The sequence below is a fragment of the Flavobacterium sp. LC2016-13 genome (assembly GCF_009707955.1).
Classification (GTDB): domain Bacteria; phylum Bacteroidota; class Bacteroidia; order Flavobacteriales; family Flavobacteriaceae; genus Flavobacterium.
Window position 1 is genome coordinate 159,491 of sequence record NZ_WMDQ01000001.1, and the last position, 18,541, is coordinate 178,031.

An 18,541-nucleotide genomic window follows, 5' to 3' on the forward strand; every position below is an offset into this window, starting at 1 on the left:
TGGGATTAGTTTTTATAATGATATTGATTTTCAGATAAAATTTTACCGTCATTGTCTTTTACAAATTGCTGCCTATTTAAGTCATCATAGGTATAAGTTGTTGTATAGCCTTTTGGGTCTCTAATAGTACTTATACCTACTAATGGCTTGTATGTATAGGTCGTAATCATTGCATTAGGCAAGCTGCTTCTAAAAGTATTTTCGTTACTGCTATATGCCGCAATAGCCTGATCATATGTTGCATTTTCTACTTTGGCGATTGGTTGGGTTTTATTGTATCCCCAAATAATGGCAACCGGTAATCCTCCTTCAGGTGTATATTGGAGTACATTTCCGATATCATCGTATTTGTCAAAAGTAACCTTCTTGTCTGTGTCTAAACTAATATCAATATCCGTACTCAATTTATTAGCATAAACACTTTTTGGCAACAATAAATTACTAGTAGCGGTGCTCTCTTCATACTTTGTAATTGATTCTGATGTTTTTACATTATTAACAAAAGTTTGCGTTTTAATAGGACTTTCAATTCTGTTCTGGTCTATTAACTTTTGCATTTGTGGTCCTTGTACTGTAGTTAATGATTCATGAGCATAGCTATATTTTGTTTTCAGGGTATCACCTTTAGAGTTTTTTGACACTATTGACGTGGGCTGGCAATGTAAAGGGTTAGTATACTCATAGGTTGTTTCTTTTATTATCGGATTTTCTCCATTTATATCATAATCTTTTTGGGTGGTTTTATTAAGATAACTCCATTGGGAACGAACAAAATATTCATTTAGAGAATACAAAGTAGGAGAGTTCCATGGAAAACAATCAACAGTATTATCCAGACCAGCTGGCCAATGGTAAAATTCAAAACTTCTATATGCTAAGCGACCTGTTACGAATTTATCCTTGCTGGCGTCATGCTTGTACTCGTTAATGGTTTCCTGTAATATTATATGTTGACCAAAAGAGTTGATTTTAAAAGCTTTATGATTCAATAATCGGCCAGCTCCAAAACCATTGGTAAATGGTGTCGTTTTATCCTCTTCTCCCTGAACTATATAAGGCATTGCATCCTGCGTAATGTCATACACAAATTCTTCACCACCGTTTTCAAAATTTTCTCCATAACTTTTATTGACTACATTATAGCCATATTGGACATTTTGCATAGAATAAATTCTGGCTAAGCAAGAACTTGAAACAGAGAAACGAATTACACTTGTAAGGCTCTCACAAGTATTATATCGTTCTGTTTTTCGTACATAAGCAATTGGTGCACGCGAGATATAAGTTCCTCCATGGTATAAGTATTTTTCTGTTTCAACTTTTCCATTTAATAAATTATCTTTTGTTGTTTTAGATAATCTCATACCCCCAATTTCCGGTTCTACATCCTGATAGGTAATAGGATCCGAATAATAATTGAACCCAATATTTGCCATCACGCAAGGTGTTGTTACCTCTAATGTAACTATATAACTTTTGTTGGCTTCTAGAGTAAAAGTGACAGAATCAGAAAGGTTTGAGTCAGGATTAAATGCATAAAAAAAACCTAAACTAGTTTCGTAACCAATATTCTCATGATTAAAAAATTCAATTTTTGTATTTGTTGCGACATCAGTTATATAAATTGTAGCTTGTGGATCATGTGGATCGGGCTCTGCACAAGCGCTATTAATTGATGATAGCGTGTTTAATTTAATTTTTTGACCATATGATGAAAATAACTGCTTAGTAATCGAATTTGAACGCTCACCAAAAGCAGTGAAAAGCGTAAGATTTACATTACTACTTGCAGGATATACAGGAACGGTAACTTTTTGTCCAACGTGCGGCTCATAAACTAATGTAGTACTACCTTTAGTTGGATAGGTTATTTTTTTTAACAATCCGAAATACCCAAAATTATGATCGGGTTTTCTGTTGGCTAATTCTGTGTAGAATGAGTTATAAACAGGGTGTAATATATAAGTAGGAACAGGAACTTCATTAGAAATCAGGGTAGAATTATCTTTACCATTAAAAACTCCATAGTTATCTTTTGCAAAACTAAAACGGGCCGGTAAGTTTTCAGGAGAATAATATTCAAATTTATGAATCTTTGAATTAGAAACATTACTATGCTCAGTAATCTGGTTTAGATAAAAACGTTTTTTTATATAATCAGGAGAATTTCTTATATTTTCCGGAAGATAACTATAATTTGAAAATGAATTTCCGCTATATTCTACATAATTTAATCCAATTTTATTAATTAGGGTATTTTGATTATCGTAAATATTAATTTCATCCATTTTTACAAAATCAAAATTGTTGTCTGTAAATCTTTTTGAATATGAAAATGTTACTCTAGAATCATTAGATATAATTTCCTTCAAAATTGATTCACTGGAAGAAGAATTATATTTAGCAGTTGTTAAAGATATTTGTGGATATGAATTAGATTCTTTATATTCTAATGTTTGATCAATCCCTGAAAGATATTCTACATAATTAACTTCATAATTTAATGTAATTACATTATTTGTCATTGTATCTAAAATTTTAGTCAAATACCAAGAGGTCTTTATCGCCTCTGATCTTGTGCCTTGCAGATTTAGATCTCTTACCAGACTTGTTTCAAGCCCCCCACCCCCTCCAAAAAAATATTTAACACCTTTTGTGTCGGTGATGATGATTTCAGGTTGTCTGTTAGGCCCTGAAATTCCAGTACCCAACTCGAGAAAATTACTGGTAACCTCAAATTTGAGTCCACTGGGTTCAATTTCAACCGGCACATTATTATCATCTAAATAAAACTTGCCAGAGAGACCTCCGAAATTATAATTATATATATCGGGTTGTGTATCAACTTCAGGAGCTGATGTTGCCTGCTCTAAGAAATTATACATTACAGGAGAATTAAGTGGTACATTTGGTTTTTGTAACCTTCCATTATAACTATCCTGATAATCATAAACTTGCCTGGTTATAACACCTCCGGCATTTAATGCCCAACCCATTCCCACATTAGACTCATATTGATCAACTTTTATTCCATCAGATGAATAAGACAAACTAATGGGTAATTCTAAATTACCATTTTTTATACTATGTAAAGGAATGTTTATGCTTCCGTTTCCAGTAAATTGATTTAAAGGAACCTGACCATACAACCCCAAGCTAGCGCTATTAGGTGGTGATGGAACTATGTTTGGTGCTGTACTTGGCTTTGCGGGACCGTCATCATGTTGTGCAACTGTCTTTATAGATGTAAATATGCATAACAGGAACAGCACGTAGCTAATCAAGTTGTTTGTATATAATTTATTCATTTGATTTTTTAATTAACTGATTTAATGACTTTAACCGATTCTGTTTTAACATCTGTTTTGATGTTGATGATGTAGATTCCTTCTGAGTATCTGCTTAAATCTACAGGTACTGTTCTACTAGTAATACTGAATTCCTGCAAAATACGTCCTGAAATATCTACTACGGTAGCTGTGCCTGACTTAAAATCATGACCAATAATGACATTGGTGTAAGTACTGGCAGGATTTGGTATTGCTTCTATACCGGCTTTCACTTTTTCGATTTTGGCTTTGTCTTTTAGTTTTACAACCCAAAAATCATTACTGCCTATAGTAGAGTTTTTGTCCTTTGATGAATTAGAGTTCGAAGTACCAGCCATTAAATAGCCGCCATCTCTGGTTTCGATTACTTTTCTAAGAATATCTTCTCCGGCGCTTCCAATGGTTTTCTTCCAGATTTCTTCGCCTTTATCATCGATTTTCAAAGCAATATAATCATCAATTCCGTCTTTTTCCTTGCTTGCTCCTGCTGCTTTCGCTACTTTACTCACAAGCGATCGCCCTGATTCTGTTTTGGAATGGCCTCCCAGTAAATAGGTATTATCCTTATTTTCTACCAATGAAGTTAAGATATCTGTTTTACCAAAATCAAACGTTTTGCTCCAAATCACGCCTCCTTCGGGGTCTAACTTTAAAACCCAGAAATCCGTTCCGTTACCTACAATTCCGCCTTGTGTGGTCAGGGCGTTTTTACTGTTGGAGTTTCCTCCCACAATATATCCTCCATCGATAGTCTGATGAATTACATAAGGCTGGTCATCGCCTTCTGCGCCGTAAACATTTTGCCATTGCATTTCACCTGTATCATTTATTTTGATGATCCAATAATCTCCAACTCCTTTATTAGCTTCTGTTTTATCTCCGGATATAGGAGAGCTTGAATATCCTGCTAAAATGTAACCGTTATCAGCAGTCTGTTCCATACTTCTTAACAAATCGGCATATTTTCCTCCATAGGTTTTTTGCCATTCAATAACGCCTTCATTATTGAGTTTTACAACCCAATAATCCATATTACCCCTGCTTTTTTCTGATTTATTATATAAGTCTGCTTTGGTCGTTACTGTTGCTTTTCCATCGGGTTTTGTATTGGAAATCGAAGGAGGATTGGATGCGGAAGAACCTCCTAATATATAACCGCCGTCTTTCGTCTGAAAAGCGCACAACAGCTCTTCCTGACCGGTGCCTCCAATGGTTCTTTGCCATTGTTCTGTACCTGAGGCGTCTAATTTTATAACCCAAAAATCTGTAATGCCTTTACACGCTTCGCCTTTTTGAAAACCGCTTTCCGAGCTTGATGTACCCGCTAAAATAAAGCCGCCGTCTTTGGTATTTTTAATGCTTTGAAGCAGGTCAAATCCGCTTCCCCCAATGCTTTTCTGCCAGTCAAGATCTCCTTTTTCATTCATTTTCCAGATCCAGTAATCGAGATCTCCATGATTATCATCATCCCTATTTCCTGTTTTGTTAGAAAGTGAGCTTCCTGCCAAAATAAAACCATAATCGGCTGTCGGTTGGGCATCAAAAAGGTAATCTGCCTGTTGTCCGCCATAGGATTTCTCCCAAAGAATATCTTGGCAATAAGTAAAAAAAGGCACTAAAATAAAAAATAATAAGTAAAGTTTTTTCATTAGCGTATTGAATGATTAATTTAGATTTGCGCGTAAATCTAAACTATTCGGACATGAAAGTTTTACGGCTTTCCTCATTTTGAAAAATAAAATTAATAATCATCAATATCTAAAATTAATAAGCCCTCAAAATCATTGACTTTGAAGGCTAACTTTTTTTTGTGATTAAACATCTAAAAATATTTAATCATACTTCGCTTAATCTCTTCAAATCACATGTAAAATGGTTCGAGAATTGTCCTTTTAGAACTACTAAGACAAAAGCTTTAAAGAAGTCTGGATATTTTTTGTTTTAGACTATTTTTCTATAAGTTTTTTTAAATTTATTTACAATGCGGGTTTGAAGTCAGGAGACATTCGCCAGCTTTACATAATAACTCTTCGTACAGCGAGAATATAAAGAATAATTATCTAAGATGTAATGAATTATATTTACCAAATTTCTTAACAAACTGGTTATATTTAAAATCTATGGTTCTAATATACTTTTCATTAATGACAATCTCATTATAAATTTTTTTGATTTCAAATGCATAAAGTTTATCTCCATTTCCACGATATATTATGTCGTATGCATAACAAAGATCATTTAAAAGTTTAAAATAAGTTAAATCTTTTATTTTTAATCGATGAAAAACCTCTACCGCATCTTCTAAATATCTAACTGCTCTTTTAGGATCTTTAAGGGTAAAAGATAAAAAAACTCCAAACAACCAATTTAATGAACCATAGGATTTAGTATTTTTTATATACGAATAATAAAAGTCTGTTGCCTCAATAGCCTCTTCATAAGAGTTTGAAATAATATCAGTAAGACCTATCTTGTCTTCCTCAGCAATTATTTTAAGAAACAATTGTAACGTTCTTGCTTTCTGAAATTTAACATATGGATGAGAAGTCATTTTCTCGTTCTTTTCAAATTCTTTTTTAATTCTTGACAGTTCAACTACAATGTTAGAATCAACAGCATCTTTAGCACTAGGAAATAAAGCAAACGACGACGCTATTGCAATCTCATCAATTTTAGTTTTTGGCATCCAATCGTCCATGATCCCCTGTAAAATAGGGACTTTCCTTTTAGATTCCTCTAACTTTTCTAATTCTTTATTTAGATTTTTCTGATATGTATCTATTTTTTGCTTAATTTCCTTCTTTTCTATCTTACCTGGTAAGTATTTTATAAAAATAAATTTATTAGCAAATTCATTTAATGAATAAGATTCACCTCGCTTTTCTAATATTATTTTAGTTGTTAAAAAATTGCACATATATTCGATAGAACTGATGCTTTTATTAGAAAGTACACTAATTGAATATAAATCAATTGGGTATTCATTTATAGAAATTACTTTTAGCATGTCAATTGGCTGATGCCCTTCAGATTCTAAAAATGAAATTGCTTGACCAATATTATTTTTATACATAAAGTCTGCTATTATTTCTATATTACTTGATTCGATATTTATCAAATCGTTTAGTATTTCTTTAATGGTAGTTCCATTTTTTAACATTTCTATTGATAAGACAAGAATTAAAGTATTCCCTTTAGAATATTTAATAAGTTGTTTTTTTTCTAGCTCTAAAATTTCAACATTATAATTATTTGAAGTAATAAATTCATCTATGAATTTAACACCAGATTCAATTTCCTTAAATTCTTTTAAATGAATTTTATCTTCGCACGGTTCTTCATTTCTGGATGTTAAAACATATTGAATAGTTCTTGGCGACTGTTTTATAAATTCAAAAAAAAGCATTTTATCATCTATAGATATAGTTTCAAAATTATCAATAATCACTAAGCCTTTTTTTAATTGAAATTCATCAAGGTGTGATATATTCAAATCATTGAAAAGTTTTGATTTGAAATCTACAAATGAATCTATCTGTTTCTTTATTTCATTTATATATAGCTTTCCTGAAGTTTCTGAAAAAGTTAATATTTCTTCCTTACTTGTATAAAATAGTAAAAAATCTAAATCTGTTTTATTAGCATTATCAAATATTTCTTTTATTGTTTGATAAATAAAATCTAATATCAAAGCAGTCTTTCCGATACCCCCATAACCATAAATAATAACAGATCCTGATTTTCTATATCCTACTTTCTTACCGAAAATTAATTCATTTAAGATAATTAGCTCAGCATCTCTACAAATTAATTTTTTGTGATTAAAACTTATATTATCGAGATTATGAATTTTTAAAGGATTTAATTCAATATTATCAATAAATTCTTCAATTTTTAACGCTAGCTCCTTTTTAGAAACAAACCAATACATCGAGTCATCGATATTTAAAAGTTGTTTTCTAATAAAACTTACCACTTCTTTTGCTTGTGTGACAATAATTTTACTAGATGCTGGATGCGAAAGACTATTTCTGATGAGATAATATTTTGAAGAATAATCCTTAAACTCTTCTATAGTAGAAAAGCTTTTAGATAAATCTTTAAAACAATCATTATAGAAAAAATTTACATATTCAATTATTTCACTAACATATGGAACAGTATGTTCTTTATAATCTTTATTTAAAAGGTCATCATTGCAATCCTCTATTGCAGAATAGAATGTTGCAACTTCTGATTCAATTTTTGTTAATTTGTTTTTATATTTATGAGTATATACAATTGAACTCATTTGAAAAGAGCTATTAAGCTTATTTATGGCAATACTAAAATCAGATATAGTTGGATATTTCATTTTTAATACAGAAACAATATGGCTTCTGTAGGCAACTTCAAATGATTTTACTATTTCGTCTAATTTAAAACAATTACTTATTGATAAATACATAATATTTAGTTAATGCCTAAAGTGAAAATTTACAATGCCCTTTTGCATTGAACTGTAAACGTCGCGCTTATAAATTAAAAAACAACGAGTATAAACACCTGTTTTAAAATAATTAGAAGAAACTAATATTGAATATTTACTATTCATCATTCATTGAATGACCTGAAATAGATTAGCAAAAAGAAATTTTTATAGCCTTTAGAGGTTAAAAATATAAGTCATAAGTTAAAAATAAGCATTTACTAAGATGACAAACCTCATACAGGTTTATTAAAGGATTCTTTCTAAGGAACTGTGATGAATTTCTTCAAATCATTCATAAAATGGATCGAGAATTGTCTCGTTAGGGCTAATTAAACGGCTTTTTATTCTTCTTGATATTTAATTTAATTTCGTCACAAAGTTCGGGAATCGCTTGCGGGCGCTAGCAAAAAATTCCCCCATAAATACAGGAAAAAATCCTGCTATATTGCGTTGCTTTTTGCGCTTGATAAGCAATTCCGGGCAGATGTTCCATAATTAATTAAAAATATGGAAATTATGGAAACTTTAAATCAAAACTGGCAGACTGTATCTGAAATTGAACTGATCTACAAAGCAAAAGTAAAAAGTTCAGAAAGACCTCAAATTAAATCTTCCACAGACGGATACAAGTTGGTTCTTTCAACTTTGGATTATAATAAATTAGAATTCTTCGAGCAGTTCAAGGTATTACTTATAAATAAAGCTCACAAAGCACTTGGAATTTACGAAATCTCTTCCGGAGGAATTGCAGGAACCGTGGTAGACCTTAGACTAATATTCTCCGCAGCTCTTAAGGCAAATACTACATCACTCATGATGATTCACAATCATCCTTCAGGAAACCTTACAGCCTCTGAAGCCGATAAACAGATAACTAGAAAAGTAAAAAAAGCCGGAAAACTTCTTGATATCACATTACTGGATTCATTAATTATAACTTCCGAATCATATTACTCCTTTGATGATGAAGGCGCTTTATAAGCGCTTTTATCAGCAATGACCATCTTTAAAAAGATTTTTACACAAATTACAGAAGTGTCCATTCTTAAATTGTAATTTCAATTAAGCCTATTGCCCAAATCCGTTGTAGTGGCTGTTTTTTTTCTGTTGCGATTTCTGATTTCTGTTACAATTGCAGGCAAAATTCCAAAGATTACACTTGAAATAAATATCAAATCATAGTTTAAATCATTAAAATCCAAAACTCTTTTTCCGTCATTACAAGCTGTGCATTCTATTAGTTTTCCATTACTGTCTATAAAACAAAAGATGATCGTTGAAATTATTAAAAATGATATTCCCAAAATCATATTTCTAAAGCGTTGTTTTTTAGATTGTCTTTTTAACAATACAAAAATTGAAACTAAAAAGATTAAAAAAGCTGAAATAAATTCACCACTTACAAAGTGTAAATATTTTCCATGATTTTCAAACGAAATTTTATTTTCAGTTAGCAACTCATACAAATTTTGGATGAATTGTCTATAATTCTCTTCGTATACAAAAGCAAACAAAGTCAAAAAATAGGCAACGATTATTCCAATTAATACTTTGAAAAATATTCTCATTTATAGATATTTGTTTGACGCTTGCCACTAAAGTTCTGGCGCTTGGTGAGGTTAGGATTAAAGATGCGAGATTTTTCGGTGTTTCATTTTCAAATCTTGCATGAATAAATCCAAATTGAAATCTTTTAGCTTATACTTTTTAATAATTAATGGTACTTCTTCTATTATTTTTCGACATATTATTTTTGCTTATCATCGATGCTAGCATCTGAAGTGAAATAATAATCTAACATTATGTCAATATTTAGAGTCTTATCTTTTTTACTCATACGAATACGTTGTTTAAAATTATACTCCGGGCTTCTGCACATTAATACAATACCAATATCTGACAAATCGCTTCCATAATTCTTAAAATGAAGCCAATCTTCAAGTTCTCTAGGATAAAAACTTAATTCTCCAAGTTTACATTCGTAGTTCGAATCTGAAACAATTGTAAATCTCATTTTGCTCTGGGGTTTGCTTAATATTTCTCCTGACTTATTTACATGTGGGACAAAACCACACAAAGTCAAGCAAATTTGGGTAGATATGTATGATAAATTTCACACATTATTTATTTTTCAAATATATATATTTTTCACTACAAACTATCAAAGGGACTTTTAATTTGATTGATACTTTTTGGCACTTGTATGGCTAGCTATTCAAAAAAAAAAGTAGAAAAAATATTAAGATGCGCATGCTAAAATACGGTAATAATCCAAGATAATCTGGTTAGATATTTGAATGCTTCCCGCTACTAAAAAAAAACACCACTTGAAAAAGTTGGTGTTTTTTTCGTTTATAGCACTTTTATCATATGAAAGAATTTGTAGTTTACATACTTTACTCAGGAAAATTCAAAAAAAACTATACTGGTTATACTTCTAATTTAATTGAAAGATTTAAATCTCATAATTTCCTTGAAACAAAAGGTTATACTTTAAAATTTAGACCTTGGGTTGTAATTTATGTCGAATTTTTCAACTCCAAATCTGATGCTATGAAAAAAGAAAAATATTTGAAAGCAGGAATTGGAAGAGAATTTATAAAAAGTCTTATTCAACAATTATAGCTAGTCGAACTCATATCCGCCGCGGCGGACACAGGTTCGAGTCCTGTTCCCGCTACTAAGACAAAGCTTCAGAGAAATCTGAAGCTTTTTTCATTTAAAACTTCTTCTCGTACTTATTTATATCATATCCGTCACGGCGGACACAGGTTCGAGTACTCTTCCCTATACTAATTAAAACTTCAGAAAAATCCAGAGCCTATTTATTTTAATCCTAAGCAATCCTGAAGTTTCGGAAGAAGAACTACAACAATTCTTATATCTTTACATTTATAAAAAATCAATTTTGCAAAGTTCATCAAAGTTGAATTAAAAAAAAACCGTCCTTAAAAAAGAACGGTTTTTATTATTTTGAAGCAATACGGCCTACGCCATAAACAAAGCATATTTATTATAATTGTATAAAACCAAATCATAAGGCACTAATTTTGGTGCAATTTTTTCAGAAGATTCATTGAATTTGATTCCGTGATGCTTTCTGAATAAGTAGATCTCTTTTAAGCAATTCGACAAACTTTGATGAATTGATGTTGTAAAAGTTGGCAATTGCTTATCGCCTACCAATAAATCAATCTGATAATTAGAACTACTTTTAGAAAGATTGTTTCCAATAATTCTTATCGTAAATGTTGTAGATTTTCCGTATTGTTCACCTTGATACTGTACTACCATAATTTTAGTATTAAAAGTTTAAATTAATTTTTTGGCTTCAATTTATTTCTTTGCTGAATTCGATATTAAAGTTATGAAAAAAAGTAAATTGTTTTACAAACTGACCTTAATATATCAAATTCGCACAAATGTACTATAATTCTATTTTCCAAAAAAAATCATTCTATAGAAAACTTTGCGCCATAAAAAAAACCGTAACGAATTACGGTTTTAATAATTAACTGATAGTAATTTTAATTCATAAGCATTATTCATTTTTGGTTATTAGTGTGGTTTCTTTTTCAGTATTTATTTCTATTAAAAATGGATTTCCGTTTTCGTCAAACATCGTCATATTTAAAGCATCTAACGAAATTAAATCTTTAGAGGCACTTCCTTTAAAATGATTATAAGAAAGATTCATTTCAGACAAATTATGCAATTTTTCAAGTTCTTTCGGAATCCCTCCTTCAAAATTATTATCAAATAAACTCAAATTTTGCAACGCTTGAAAATTAATTATTTCAGGACTCAAATTGCCCGAGAATTTATTATTATTTAAAAGTAATATTTTTAAAGTTGATATTGTATATAATGAACCTGGCAAATTTCCCTGAAGTTCGTTCTTACTTAAACAAAGAATTTCTAAATTCTTTAATTCCCCTAATTCAAAAGGCAATTCTCCTTTTAAATTATTATCAGCTAAATTAATTGCAACTACTTTTCCGTTTTCTATCTGAACGCCATACCAAGTCGATACCGAAAGCGCTAAATTCCATTTTATTTTCCAATGCGATCCGTTTGTTGCATGGTAAAATTTAATTAAAGCATCTTTTTCTTTATCTGAAACAGTATTTGCATAAATATTCAGCGAAAAAACAAAAGTTAGAAAAAACAGGGCCAGGTTTTTCATAACAAGATTTGAGATTTGTTCTTACTTACAAAACTATAAATTTTACAGACATTAAGAGTCAAATTTCGACAAACTGTTAATAAATATATTATTTGTATTATTTTTACTACTTTATTAAAGATTAAATAATATTCTTTTTTTGATTAAATTTGACTAACTAATTATAAAAACCTCATATTATGGAAATTAACTTTATTGCATTATTACTTGCTGCAATCGTCACGCTTGTAGTAGGTTTTATTTGGTATCATCCAAATGTTTTTGGAACGATCTGGATGAAAGAAAACAATCTGACTCAGGAAGAACTTAAAACAGGAAACATGCTTAAAATTTTCGGATTAACGTATGTTTTTTCTTTGATGATTACAATGACATTAATGTCATTAACAATTCACCAATCTGGCGCTGTCGGAATGGTGGGCGGACCACCTTTAATAGCTAATGCAAAACCATCGTTTCATGCTTTTATGGCAGATTACGGAACGGCTTATCGAACTTTTAAGCACGGAGCACTTCATGGTTTTCTGTCGGGATTATTTTTTGCTTTTCCGGTAATTGGTATTAATGCTTTATTCGAAAGAAAATCCTGGAAATACATTTTTATTCATGCTGGATTTTGGATCGTTACCTTGACTTTAATGGGCGGAATTGTTTGTGGATTTGCCTAAAAAACATATAATCAAAGCCCGTTTGAACTGAAACCTCAAACGGGTTTTCTTAATAATAACTTAAACCACATGAGTTATTATAAATATTATCTAATTTTGAAGAAATTAGCTCACACTTTTGACTACAACTTATTCTTTCGAAATATACAATAGCGCATCATTACTACCTTTAGAATGGAATTCGCTTGCAACTGAAAATGTTTTCTTAACTCGGGAATATCTCGAAGTTCTTGAAAAATCTTCTCCGATAAATATGATTTGTCATTTTATTGGAATTTTTAATGACGAGAAAAAACTTATTGGAATTGTTTTAACCCAGTTTTTATTTGCAGAAAAACTAGAATCTTTTGGAGAACGCGATCAGTGTTTAAAAACTTCTGTCCGAAATTTTGCGCTTAAAAATTTTGCTTCGCATGTATTATTCGTTGGCAACAATATGCTAACGGGACAAAATGCTTTTGCTTTTGATGAAAATATAAAACAATCAAAAGGAATTAAGACACTTCACAAAGCCATAAATCAGCTTAAAAAAGATTTGAAAGCTGATGGAAAGAAAGTTCACATTACTAGTGTAAAAGATTTTACAGCTACAGAAATTGAACCTCTGCAAGCTGAATTTAAAAACAATTATACATTTTCGACGCAGCCCAATATGATTTTCGAAATCAATACTAATTGGAAAACAGAGCAGGATTATATCGATGCTTTATCCAAGAAATATCGGGATCAATATAAACGTGCCCGAAAAAAATCTGAAGGAATAGAAAAGCAAAAAATGTCTTTATCTGATATTCAAAAGTATGAAGATGTTATTTACGACTTATATTTTCATGTGGCTAAAAATGCTCCTTTCAATACTTTTTTCCTGGCTCGAAATCACTTTAGTTTTTTTAAAGAAATCATGAAAGATGATTTTCTTTTTTACGGTTATTTTTTAAACGGAGAACTTATAGGTTTCAATACACTTATCAAAAACGGAAATGTAATGGATACTTATTTTCTAGGTTACGACGAAAGCATACAGCGCGAGAAAATGCTTTACTTAAATATGCTTTACGACATGATTGCCTACTCTATTAATCAAGGTTTTGAAGAAATTGTTTTTGCGAGAACTGCACTTGAAATTAAAAGTTCTGTTGGTGCAAAACCTGTAAAAATGTACGGTTTAATTACACATAGCAATGCTTTGATCAATCATAACATTGCTCGTTTCTTTAATTATCTTGAGCCTAAAACAGATTGGCAGGAACGTAATCCTTTTAAATAATTAAATTCATTATTATGCAAAATTAGATATACTTTCTTTTTTATAAATCATCAAATAAAATTCCTTTTTTGTTCATCCAGCCTCCGGTATGATTCCTTTTTTTATATCTTAGATAGTTATAACTAAAAAAATCAATATTAGTAAAACGCATAGCATTTACCTTAAAATCTTTATCATAAAAATCTATTTGATTGTTTTTGTTTAAAATTACAAAACCATTTAATAAATAAATCTTATCGTATTTTATAGGTACTATTTCCTTCAAAGTGATAGTATCATTTTGTTGTTTAAATGTATAAAGTCCTTCCTTTTTATTTTTTATTAATATCACTCGATCATCAAAGCCACCATTAACAGAATAATCCATAATCTTTTTACGGCTTATAAAAAGCAGCGAATCAAATTTTATTTTAGAGTCGATAAAAATATTTTTAGGAGAAGATGTATAACCATATGTCATTTCTGCATTAACAGTTTCCCTAATTCTGTTCCGTTTTATACTTAATGAATATCTTGTAACAGTTCCACAGCCAAAAGCTTGGTCTCTGTAGAATGAAGTAGTAAAAAGACGAGTGTCAATTTTTTTAATTTTGTTTTCTGTCAAAATCTCAATACTCTCATATCCTTGATAAATATCACGGTAGCTAAAAGTGCTGTCTAATACAAAATCAGAATTGTAGAATTTTACAGTCTTATCATCGATCGTAACAAAATGTTTATTATTGTAATATTTTAAGGGTAAGTCATCTATAATATTTTGATTTTCCTTAAAAACCGCATAATTTTCGCCTTTTTTTCTTTTAAGAGTATATTTTCCTATTTCAAAATATCCTGTTTCCATATTAACAGCATTTTTGTCCTTTATAGAAATTTCAAGACCATAAGTATTATAATAACTTTGTAAATCCAGAAAACTTGTTTTTATCTCATTATCTTTTTTGTAAATCAAACCCAGCCCTGAAGACCAATAAATAATTTTATTATTCGCCATGACTATCTTATGTATTTCATCTTCTTTTTCACTTTCTAATTCCCAAACCTTGTTCTTTCTTATTACTTTACAAACCAAAACACTATCATTTTTCAAGAAATAAAAATGTTTCAAATGAGGCTGATTCACAAAGTAAACTTTGTCTCTAAATTCTTTTAACAAATCAAAATCACTATTCAAATCAGAGAGTTTTATCTCATTCATACTGCCATAATATTTTTTGTCTATAAAATCTACTTTTTCTGTAGCATAAACTTTGAAAATATTTCCATGAAAAAAATTGCCACGACTTTGGGTAAAACCTTTTTTCTCAATTTTATAAAAATAAAGGGTGTTGCTATTAACTTGGCAATAATCGTAGTTTGTGATGTCCGTAACTTTGTTTTGTGCATTCATGATTGTCACAAAAACAAATAAAATTAAGAGAAGTTTATTTTTCATTAATAGTAACATCTTATTGTTCAGCATTTTGAATTAAAGTTTGCATAATCTCTATTCTTTCTTTAAGAGGTATTTCATTAATTAATTTTTCTTTTAACTTTCCCATTGCACTATCATCCATATAGCCCGTATTTGTAGCCCTTTCGTATGCCTCATTAAAATCATAGGAACTAAAAAACTCGTCTTCATTTTGGATTAAAAGACCCTTCATTTTATGAATATAAAATTGTCTTACTTCTTCGGGAAATTTTTTTGAAATCAATTCATAATATCTTTCATTTCCCTCCAAAAAATTATCTTTTGCTAAGATTAATTGTTTTTCGGTTAAAACTAAAGTATCCGATTTTAAAAATTTTATTTGTTTATAATAATTTATAAAGTCATAATTAGGTAAATCTTTACACTTCAAATAATAGTCAATACTTTTTTCATAACGTTCCTCAGGCGATTTTGAATTTTCAATTTCTTTTACCTTTTTTATTTTCTCAATTATATTTTTCCAGTCAAAATCACTTTTCGAAAAATGCGCTAATAGTGCCAGCTTCTTTTTTTCTTGTTTAAAGAATAGAATACTATAATATTTTCTGTTAGATTCCAAGATCTCCCCAATACCGCAGGCTCCTCCATTTATTTGATTACTTTCATAATAATCATTTTCGTTTTGAGGACTATAAATTTCTTTATCTATAAATTTAATATTGGAATCATTTTTTATGATTTCCTCATAATTATTTACCTTAATATATCCCGCTTTAGAATGGTCATTAATATACTTATTTCCGTAATTAAAATCTGAATATTCAACAAAAAGGATTAAATCGCTATTCATTGTCAAATTTCTCAAATCAACATTTTGAGAATGTATTACGCTCTGAGTCAGAATAAAAATTGTGAAAAATATTTTTTTCATTATTAATAAATATATGACGGGGTTATTATAAAAACCTAAAATACTTTTTTACATCTAAAAATTCACTTTTTTAGTTAAAATTTTCCCCTCTTTTATTAACCCTAGTATAAACTTCAACCCTAAACTAATTTTTGTCGTTATTCTTTCTTTCAAATTAAAACTTCACTTTTAAGGAACAGCAATTTTCATTTGTTTGTGCAGAATATAAATATCTAACGAACTTTGAGCGCCGCAATATTCACCATCAATTTGAAAATTAACAGGATGGTTTGTTTTTATTGTCGCTTTATCTGTCGAAATAATTACAATATCATCTGAATCTATTGGCATGTTTCCGGTAATAATTTTTCCGAGTAAAAATATATCAAGACTTTTTAGAATCACCAATTCAAATTTACCATCGTTCATCGTACCGTGCGGGTTAATAATTACTCCTGTTCCGTATTTTTGAGAATTAGCAATCACGACTATTCTCGCGGTATGTTCAACTGTTTGATTGTTGGCGGTAATTGTAGCTGTAAAAGGTTCATCTGAATCTTTTAAGGTTGTATAAGCCTGCAATGCATATCCCCAAAAGCCTCTTAAATTGCTTTCTTCATAATTCTTAACCAAATCTGCATTGATGCCAATATCGCTCAAATGAATGCTTTTCTTGCCGTTGATACAAATCATATCCATTTCGATATAATGGTTTAAAAAGGCAATTTTTAAATTCTCTTCGATGGTTACAGGTAAATTCAAATCGACAGATAACCCGTTAGCAGAACCTGCAGGCAAAATACCTATAATAACATCATGTTCTTCCATCGCTTCTGCAACCATTTTTATTGTTCCGTCGCCGCCGGCCACAATAATACGTTCCGGTAAATATTTATTATATAGATTTTGAATTTCGTGCAGGTCTTTTGCTCCTGTAGTTTCATAAACTACAAGATTAAAATGGTTCGTACTTGCAAACTCTTCTACGTTTGCAATTAAATCTGATTTATCCAGATCTCCGGAAATAGGATTTACAACAAAAATGATATTCTTTTTCAACATTTTATTTTTAATACCAATTAAAATAATTAATTTACATCTACTATAAAAATACGTAATTAATGAAACCAATCCTACAATTATATCGCGGTTATGCTAATGAACAAGAGTTAATTGTAATGGGACACGTTTTTAAGAGAACTTATGATTATGATTTTCAGAAGAAAAATTTTAAAAATGCAACTTCTGTAATTAATCAGTTTAGGATAAAAACGATTAAAAATTATGATGTTTATCTTAAATGTGGAAATCAGGAAATCCATTCGAAAACATTAGATGATGGCTATTTCAAATTTTGTATTCCGCTTGAAAAAGAATCCAATTTTGGATGGATGGAATACGAAGTCAGTTTGAAATATGAAGAAGAAACTATTATTTCTAAAGGAAGTTTTATAAGACCTCACGAAGGAAATCTTGGAATTATATCTGATATTGATGATACTTTTTTGATTTCGCATACTCGAAATGTCTTCAAAAAAATATACATTCTTTTATTTAAAAATGTAAATGACAGAAAAGTTTTTAAGGATGTTGTTCCGCATTATCAGGCTTTAAGTTCGGCCGGAAGAAATAATAAAGAAGAGGAAAACGCCTTTTTTTATATTTCGAGCAGCGAATGGAATTTATATCAGTTTATTGTGAAATTCACTAAAATTCATCAATTGCCACGAGCTGTTATTTTATTGAAGGATATCAAAAGAGGTATTACTGATTTTTTTATGAGCGGAAGAGGAAATCACGATCATAAATTTGATAAGATAAAACATGTTCTCGAGTTTTACCCAAATCTTAAATATGTTTTATTGGGAGATGATTCTCAACACGATCCGGTTTTATACGAACGAATCTGCAAAATTTTTCCCGTTACGGTAAAAGCTGTTTATATCAGACAAACCGGAAAAACTAAAAAAGAAGCAACAAATACAATTTTGAAAAATCTGGAAGATTTAAATATTTCTGTTTGTTATTTCAAGGATAGTAGTGAGGCGATTATGCACTCAAAATCGATTGGGGTTATAAAGTAATTTTTTGCAGAAGGCCTTTTTTGTCATTTCGAGGAACGAGAAATCACACTTGTAATTCGACAAAGATTGGCGAATTTCTGTGTGGAGTTTCTTGTGATCCTTAGTTCCTCGGGATGACACACTGTGCGTCATAGCCCAGATTGAAGTGAAAAGCCCGGAGCAAAAAAAAATTGCATTTCTTGTTGAAAAAAAGCGACTGAAAGAAGCTCTTTTTG

The 18,541-nt window shown here is 30.2% G+C and carries 15 protein-coding genes; 5 read left to right on the forward strand and 10 right to left on the reverse strand.

Annotation, left to right across the window (positions count from 1 at the left end):
* Positions 1-5 precede the first annotated feature (5 nt).
* The 3 genes from GKZ86_RS00685 to GKZ86_RS00695 all read right to left on the reverse strand — a co-directional run bounded on the left by GKZ86_RS00685 (position 6) and on the right by GKZ86_RS00695 (position 7,776).
* Complete coding sequence (locus tag GKZ86_RS00685) at positions 6-3,308, reverse strand: RHS repeat protein (protein ID WP_154781215.1); 3,303 nt, start codon at positions 3,306-3,308, stop codon at positions 6-8.
* Between the two features lie 8 nt (positions 3,309-3,316).
* Positions 3,317-4,978 (reverse strand): T9SS type A sorting domain-containing protein, encoded by a 1,662-nt coding sequence (locus tag GKZ86_RS00690; protein WP_154781216.1) that lies wholly within the window; start codon positions 4,976-4,978, stop codon positions 3,317-3,319.
* Between the two features lie 407 nt (positions 4,979-5,385).
* Complete coding sequence (locus GKZ86_RS00695) at positions 5,386-7,776, reverse strand: ATP-binding protein (RefSeq protein WP_154781217.1); 2,391 nt, start codon at positions 7,774-7,776, stop codon at positions 5,386-5,388.
* A 540-nt stretch (positions 7,777-8,316) separates the two neighbouring features.
* Between GKZ86_RS00695 and GKZ86_RS00700 the strand changes: the two genes are divergently transcribed.
* Positions 8,317-8,781 carry a JAB domain-containing protein gene (locus GKZ86_RS00700; RefSeq protein ID WP_154781218.1) on the forward strand — a complete coding sequence of 155 codons (465 nt, stop codon included), beginning with the start codon at positions 8,317-8,319 and terminating at the stop codon, positions 8,779-8,781.
* Between the two features lie 77 nt (positions 8,782-8,858).
* On the opposite strand, the gene GKZ86_RS00705 is transcribed toward GKZ86_RS00700, so the two are convergent.
* Both GKZ86_RS00705 and GKZ86_RS00710 read right to left on the reverse strand, forming a co-directional pair.
* On the reverse strand, positions 8,859-9,368 hold the full coding sequence (locus GKZ86_RS00705; protein ID WP_154781219.1) for a hypothetical protein: 510 nt from the start codon (positions 9,366-9,368) through the stop codon (positions 8,859-8,861).
* Positions 9,369-9,547: 179 nt separating this feature from the next.
* Positions 9,548-9,814 (reverse strand): hypothetical protein, encoded by a 267-nt coding sequence (locus GKZ86_RS00710; RefSeq protein WP_154781220.1) that lies wholly within the window; start codon positions 9,812-9,814, stop codon positions 9,548-9,550.
* 356 nt (positions 9,815-10,170) lie between these two features.
* Between GKZ86_RS00710 and GKZ86_RS00715 the strand changes: the two genes are divergently transcribed.
* Positions 10,171-10,425, forward strand: coding sequence for a GIY-YIG nuclease family protein (locus tag GKZ86_RS00715; RefSeq protein ID WP_154781221.1), 255 nt, complete (start codon positions 10,171-10,173; stop codon positions 10,423-10,425).
* A gap of 363 nt (positions 10,426-10,788) precedes the next feature.
* Here the strand turns inward: GKZ86_RS00715 and GKZ86_RS00720 are convergent, their stop codons facing one another.
* Positions 10,789-11,094 carry a hypothetical protein gene (locus tag GKZ86_RS00720; protein ID WP_154781222.1) on the reverse strand — a complete coding sequence of 102 codons (306 nt, stop codon included), beginning with the start codon at positions 11,092-11,094 and terminating at the stop codon, positions 10,789-10,791.
* 247 nt (positions 11,095-11,341) lie between these two features.
* The gene (locus tag GKZ86_RS00725) at positions 11,342-11,986 is read right to left on the reverse strand and encodes a Two component regulator three Y domain protein (protein ID WP_154781223.1); all 645 of its coding nucleotides are present in this window, start codon (positions 11,984-11,986) and stop codon (positions 11,342-11,344) included.
* 179 nt (positions 11,987-12,165) lie between these two features.
* Here GKZ86_RS00725 and GKZ86_RS00730 point away from each other — a divergent pair, with 179 nt between their 5' ends.
* Together GKZ86_RS00730 and GKZ86_RS00735 are read left to right on the forward strand one after the other, a co-directional pair.
* Positions 12,166-12,654, forward strand: a complete 489-nt coding sequence (locus tag GKZ86_RS00730; RefSeq protein WP_154781224.1) for a DUF1761 domain-containing protein — start codon at positions 12,166-12,168, stop codon at positions 12,652-12,654.
* A 118-nt stretch (positions 12,655-12,772) separates the two neighbouring features.
* A complete protein-coding gene (locus GKZ86_RS00735) occupies positions 12,773-13,921 on the forward strand; it encodes a GNAT family N-acetyltransferase (RefSeq protein WP_154781225.1) in 1,149 nt (382 codons plus the stop codon).
* Positions 13,922-13,961: 40 nt separating this feature from the next.
* On the opposite strand, the gene GKZ86_RS00740 is transcribed toward GKZ86_RS00735, so the two are convergent.
* The 3 genes from GKZ86_RS00740 to GKZ86_RS00750 all read right to left on the reverse strand — a co-directional run bounded on the left by GKZ86_RS00740 (position 13,962) and on the right by GKZ86_RS00750 (position 17,301).
* Positions 13,962-15,353: a hypothetical protein gene (locus GKZ86_RS00740; RefSeq protein ID WP_154781226.1), complete on the reverse strand. Its 1,392-nt coding sequence runs from the start codon at positions 15,351-15,353 to the stop codon at positions 13,962-13,964.
* A gap of 13 nt (positions 15,354-15,366) precedes the next feature.
* Complete coding sequence (locus GKZ86_RS00745) at positions 15,367-16,263, reverse strand: hypothetical protein (protein ID WP_154781227.1); 897 nt, start codon at positions 16,261-16,263, stop codon at positions 15,367-15,369.
* Positions 16,264-16,431: 168 nt separating this feature from the next.
* The gene (locus GKZ86_RS00750) at positions 16,432-17,301 is read right to left on the reverse strand and encodes a diacylglycerol kinase family protein (protein ID WP_154781742.1); all 870 of its coding nucleotides are present in this window, start codon (positions 17,299-17,301) and stop codon (positions 16,432-16,434) included.
* A gap of 62 nt (positions 17,302-17,363) precedes the next feature.
* Here GKZ86_RS00750 and GKZ86_RS00755 point away from each other — a divergent pair, with 62 nt between their 5' ends.
* The gene (locus tag GKZ86_RS00755) at positions 17,364-18,326 is read left to right on the forward strand and encodes an App1 family protein (RefSeq protein ID WP_154781228.1); all 963 of its coding nucleotides are present in this window, start codon (positions 17,364-17,366) and stop codon (positions 18,324-18,326) included.
* Positions 18,327-18,541 lie beyond the last annotated feature (215 nt).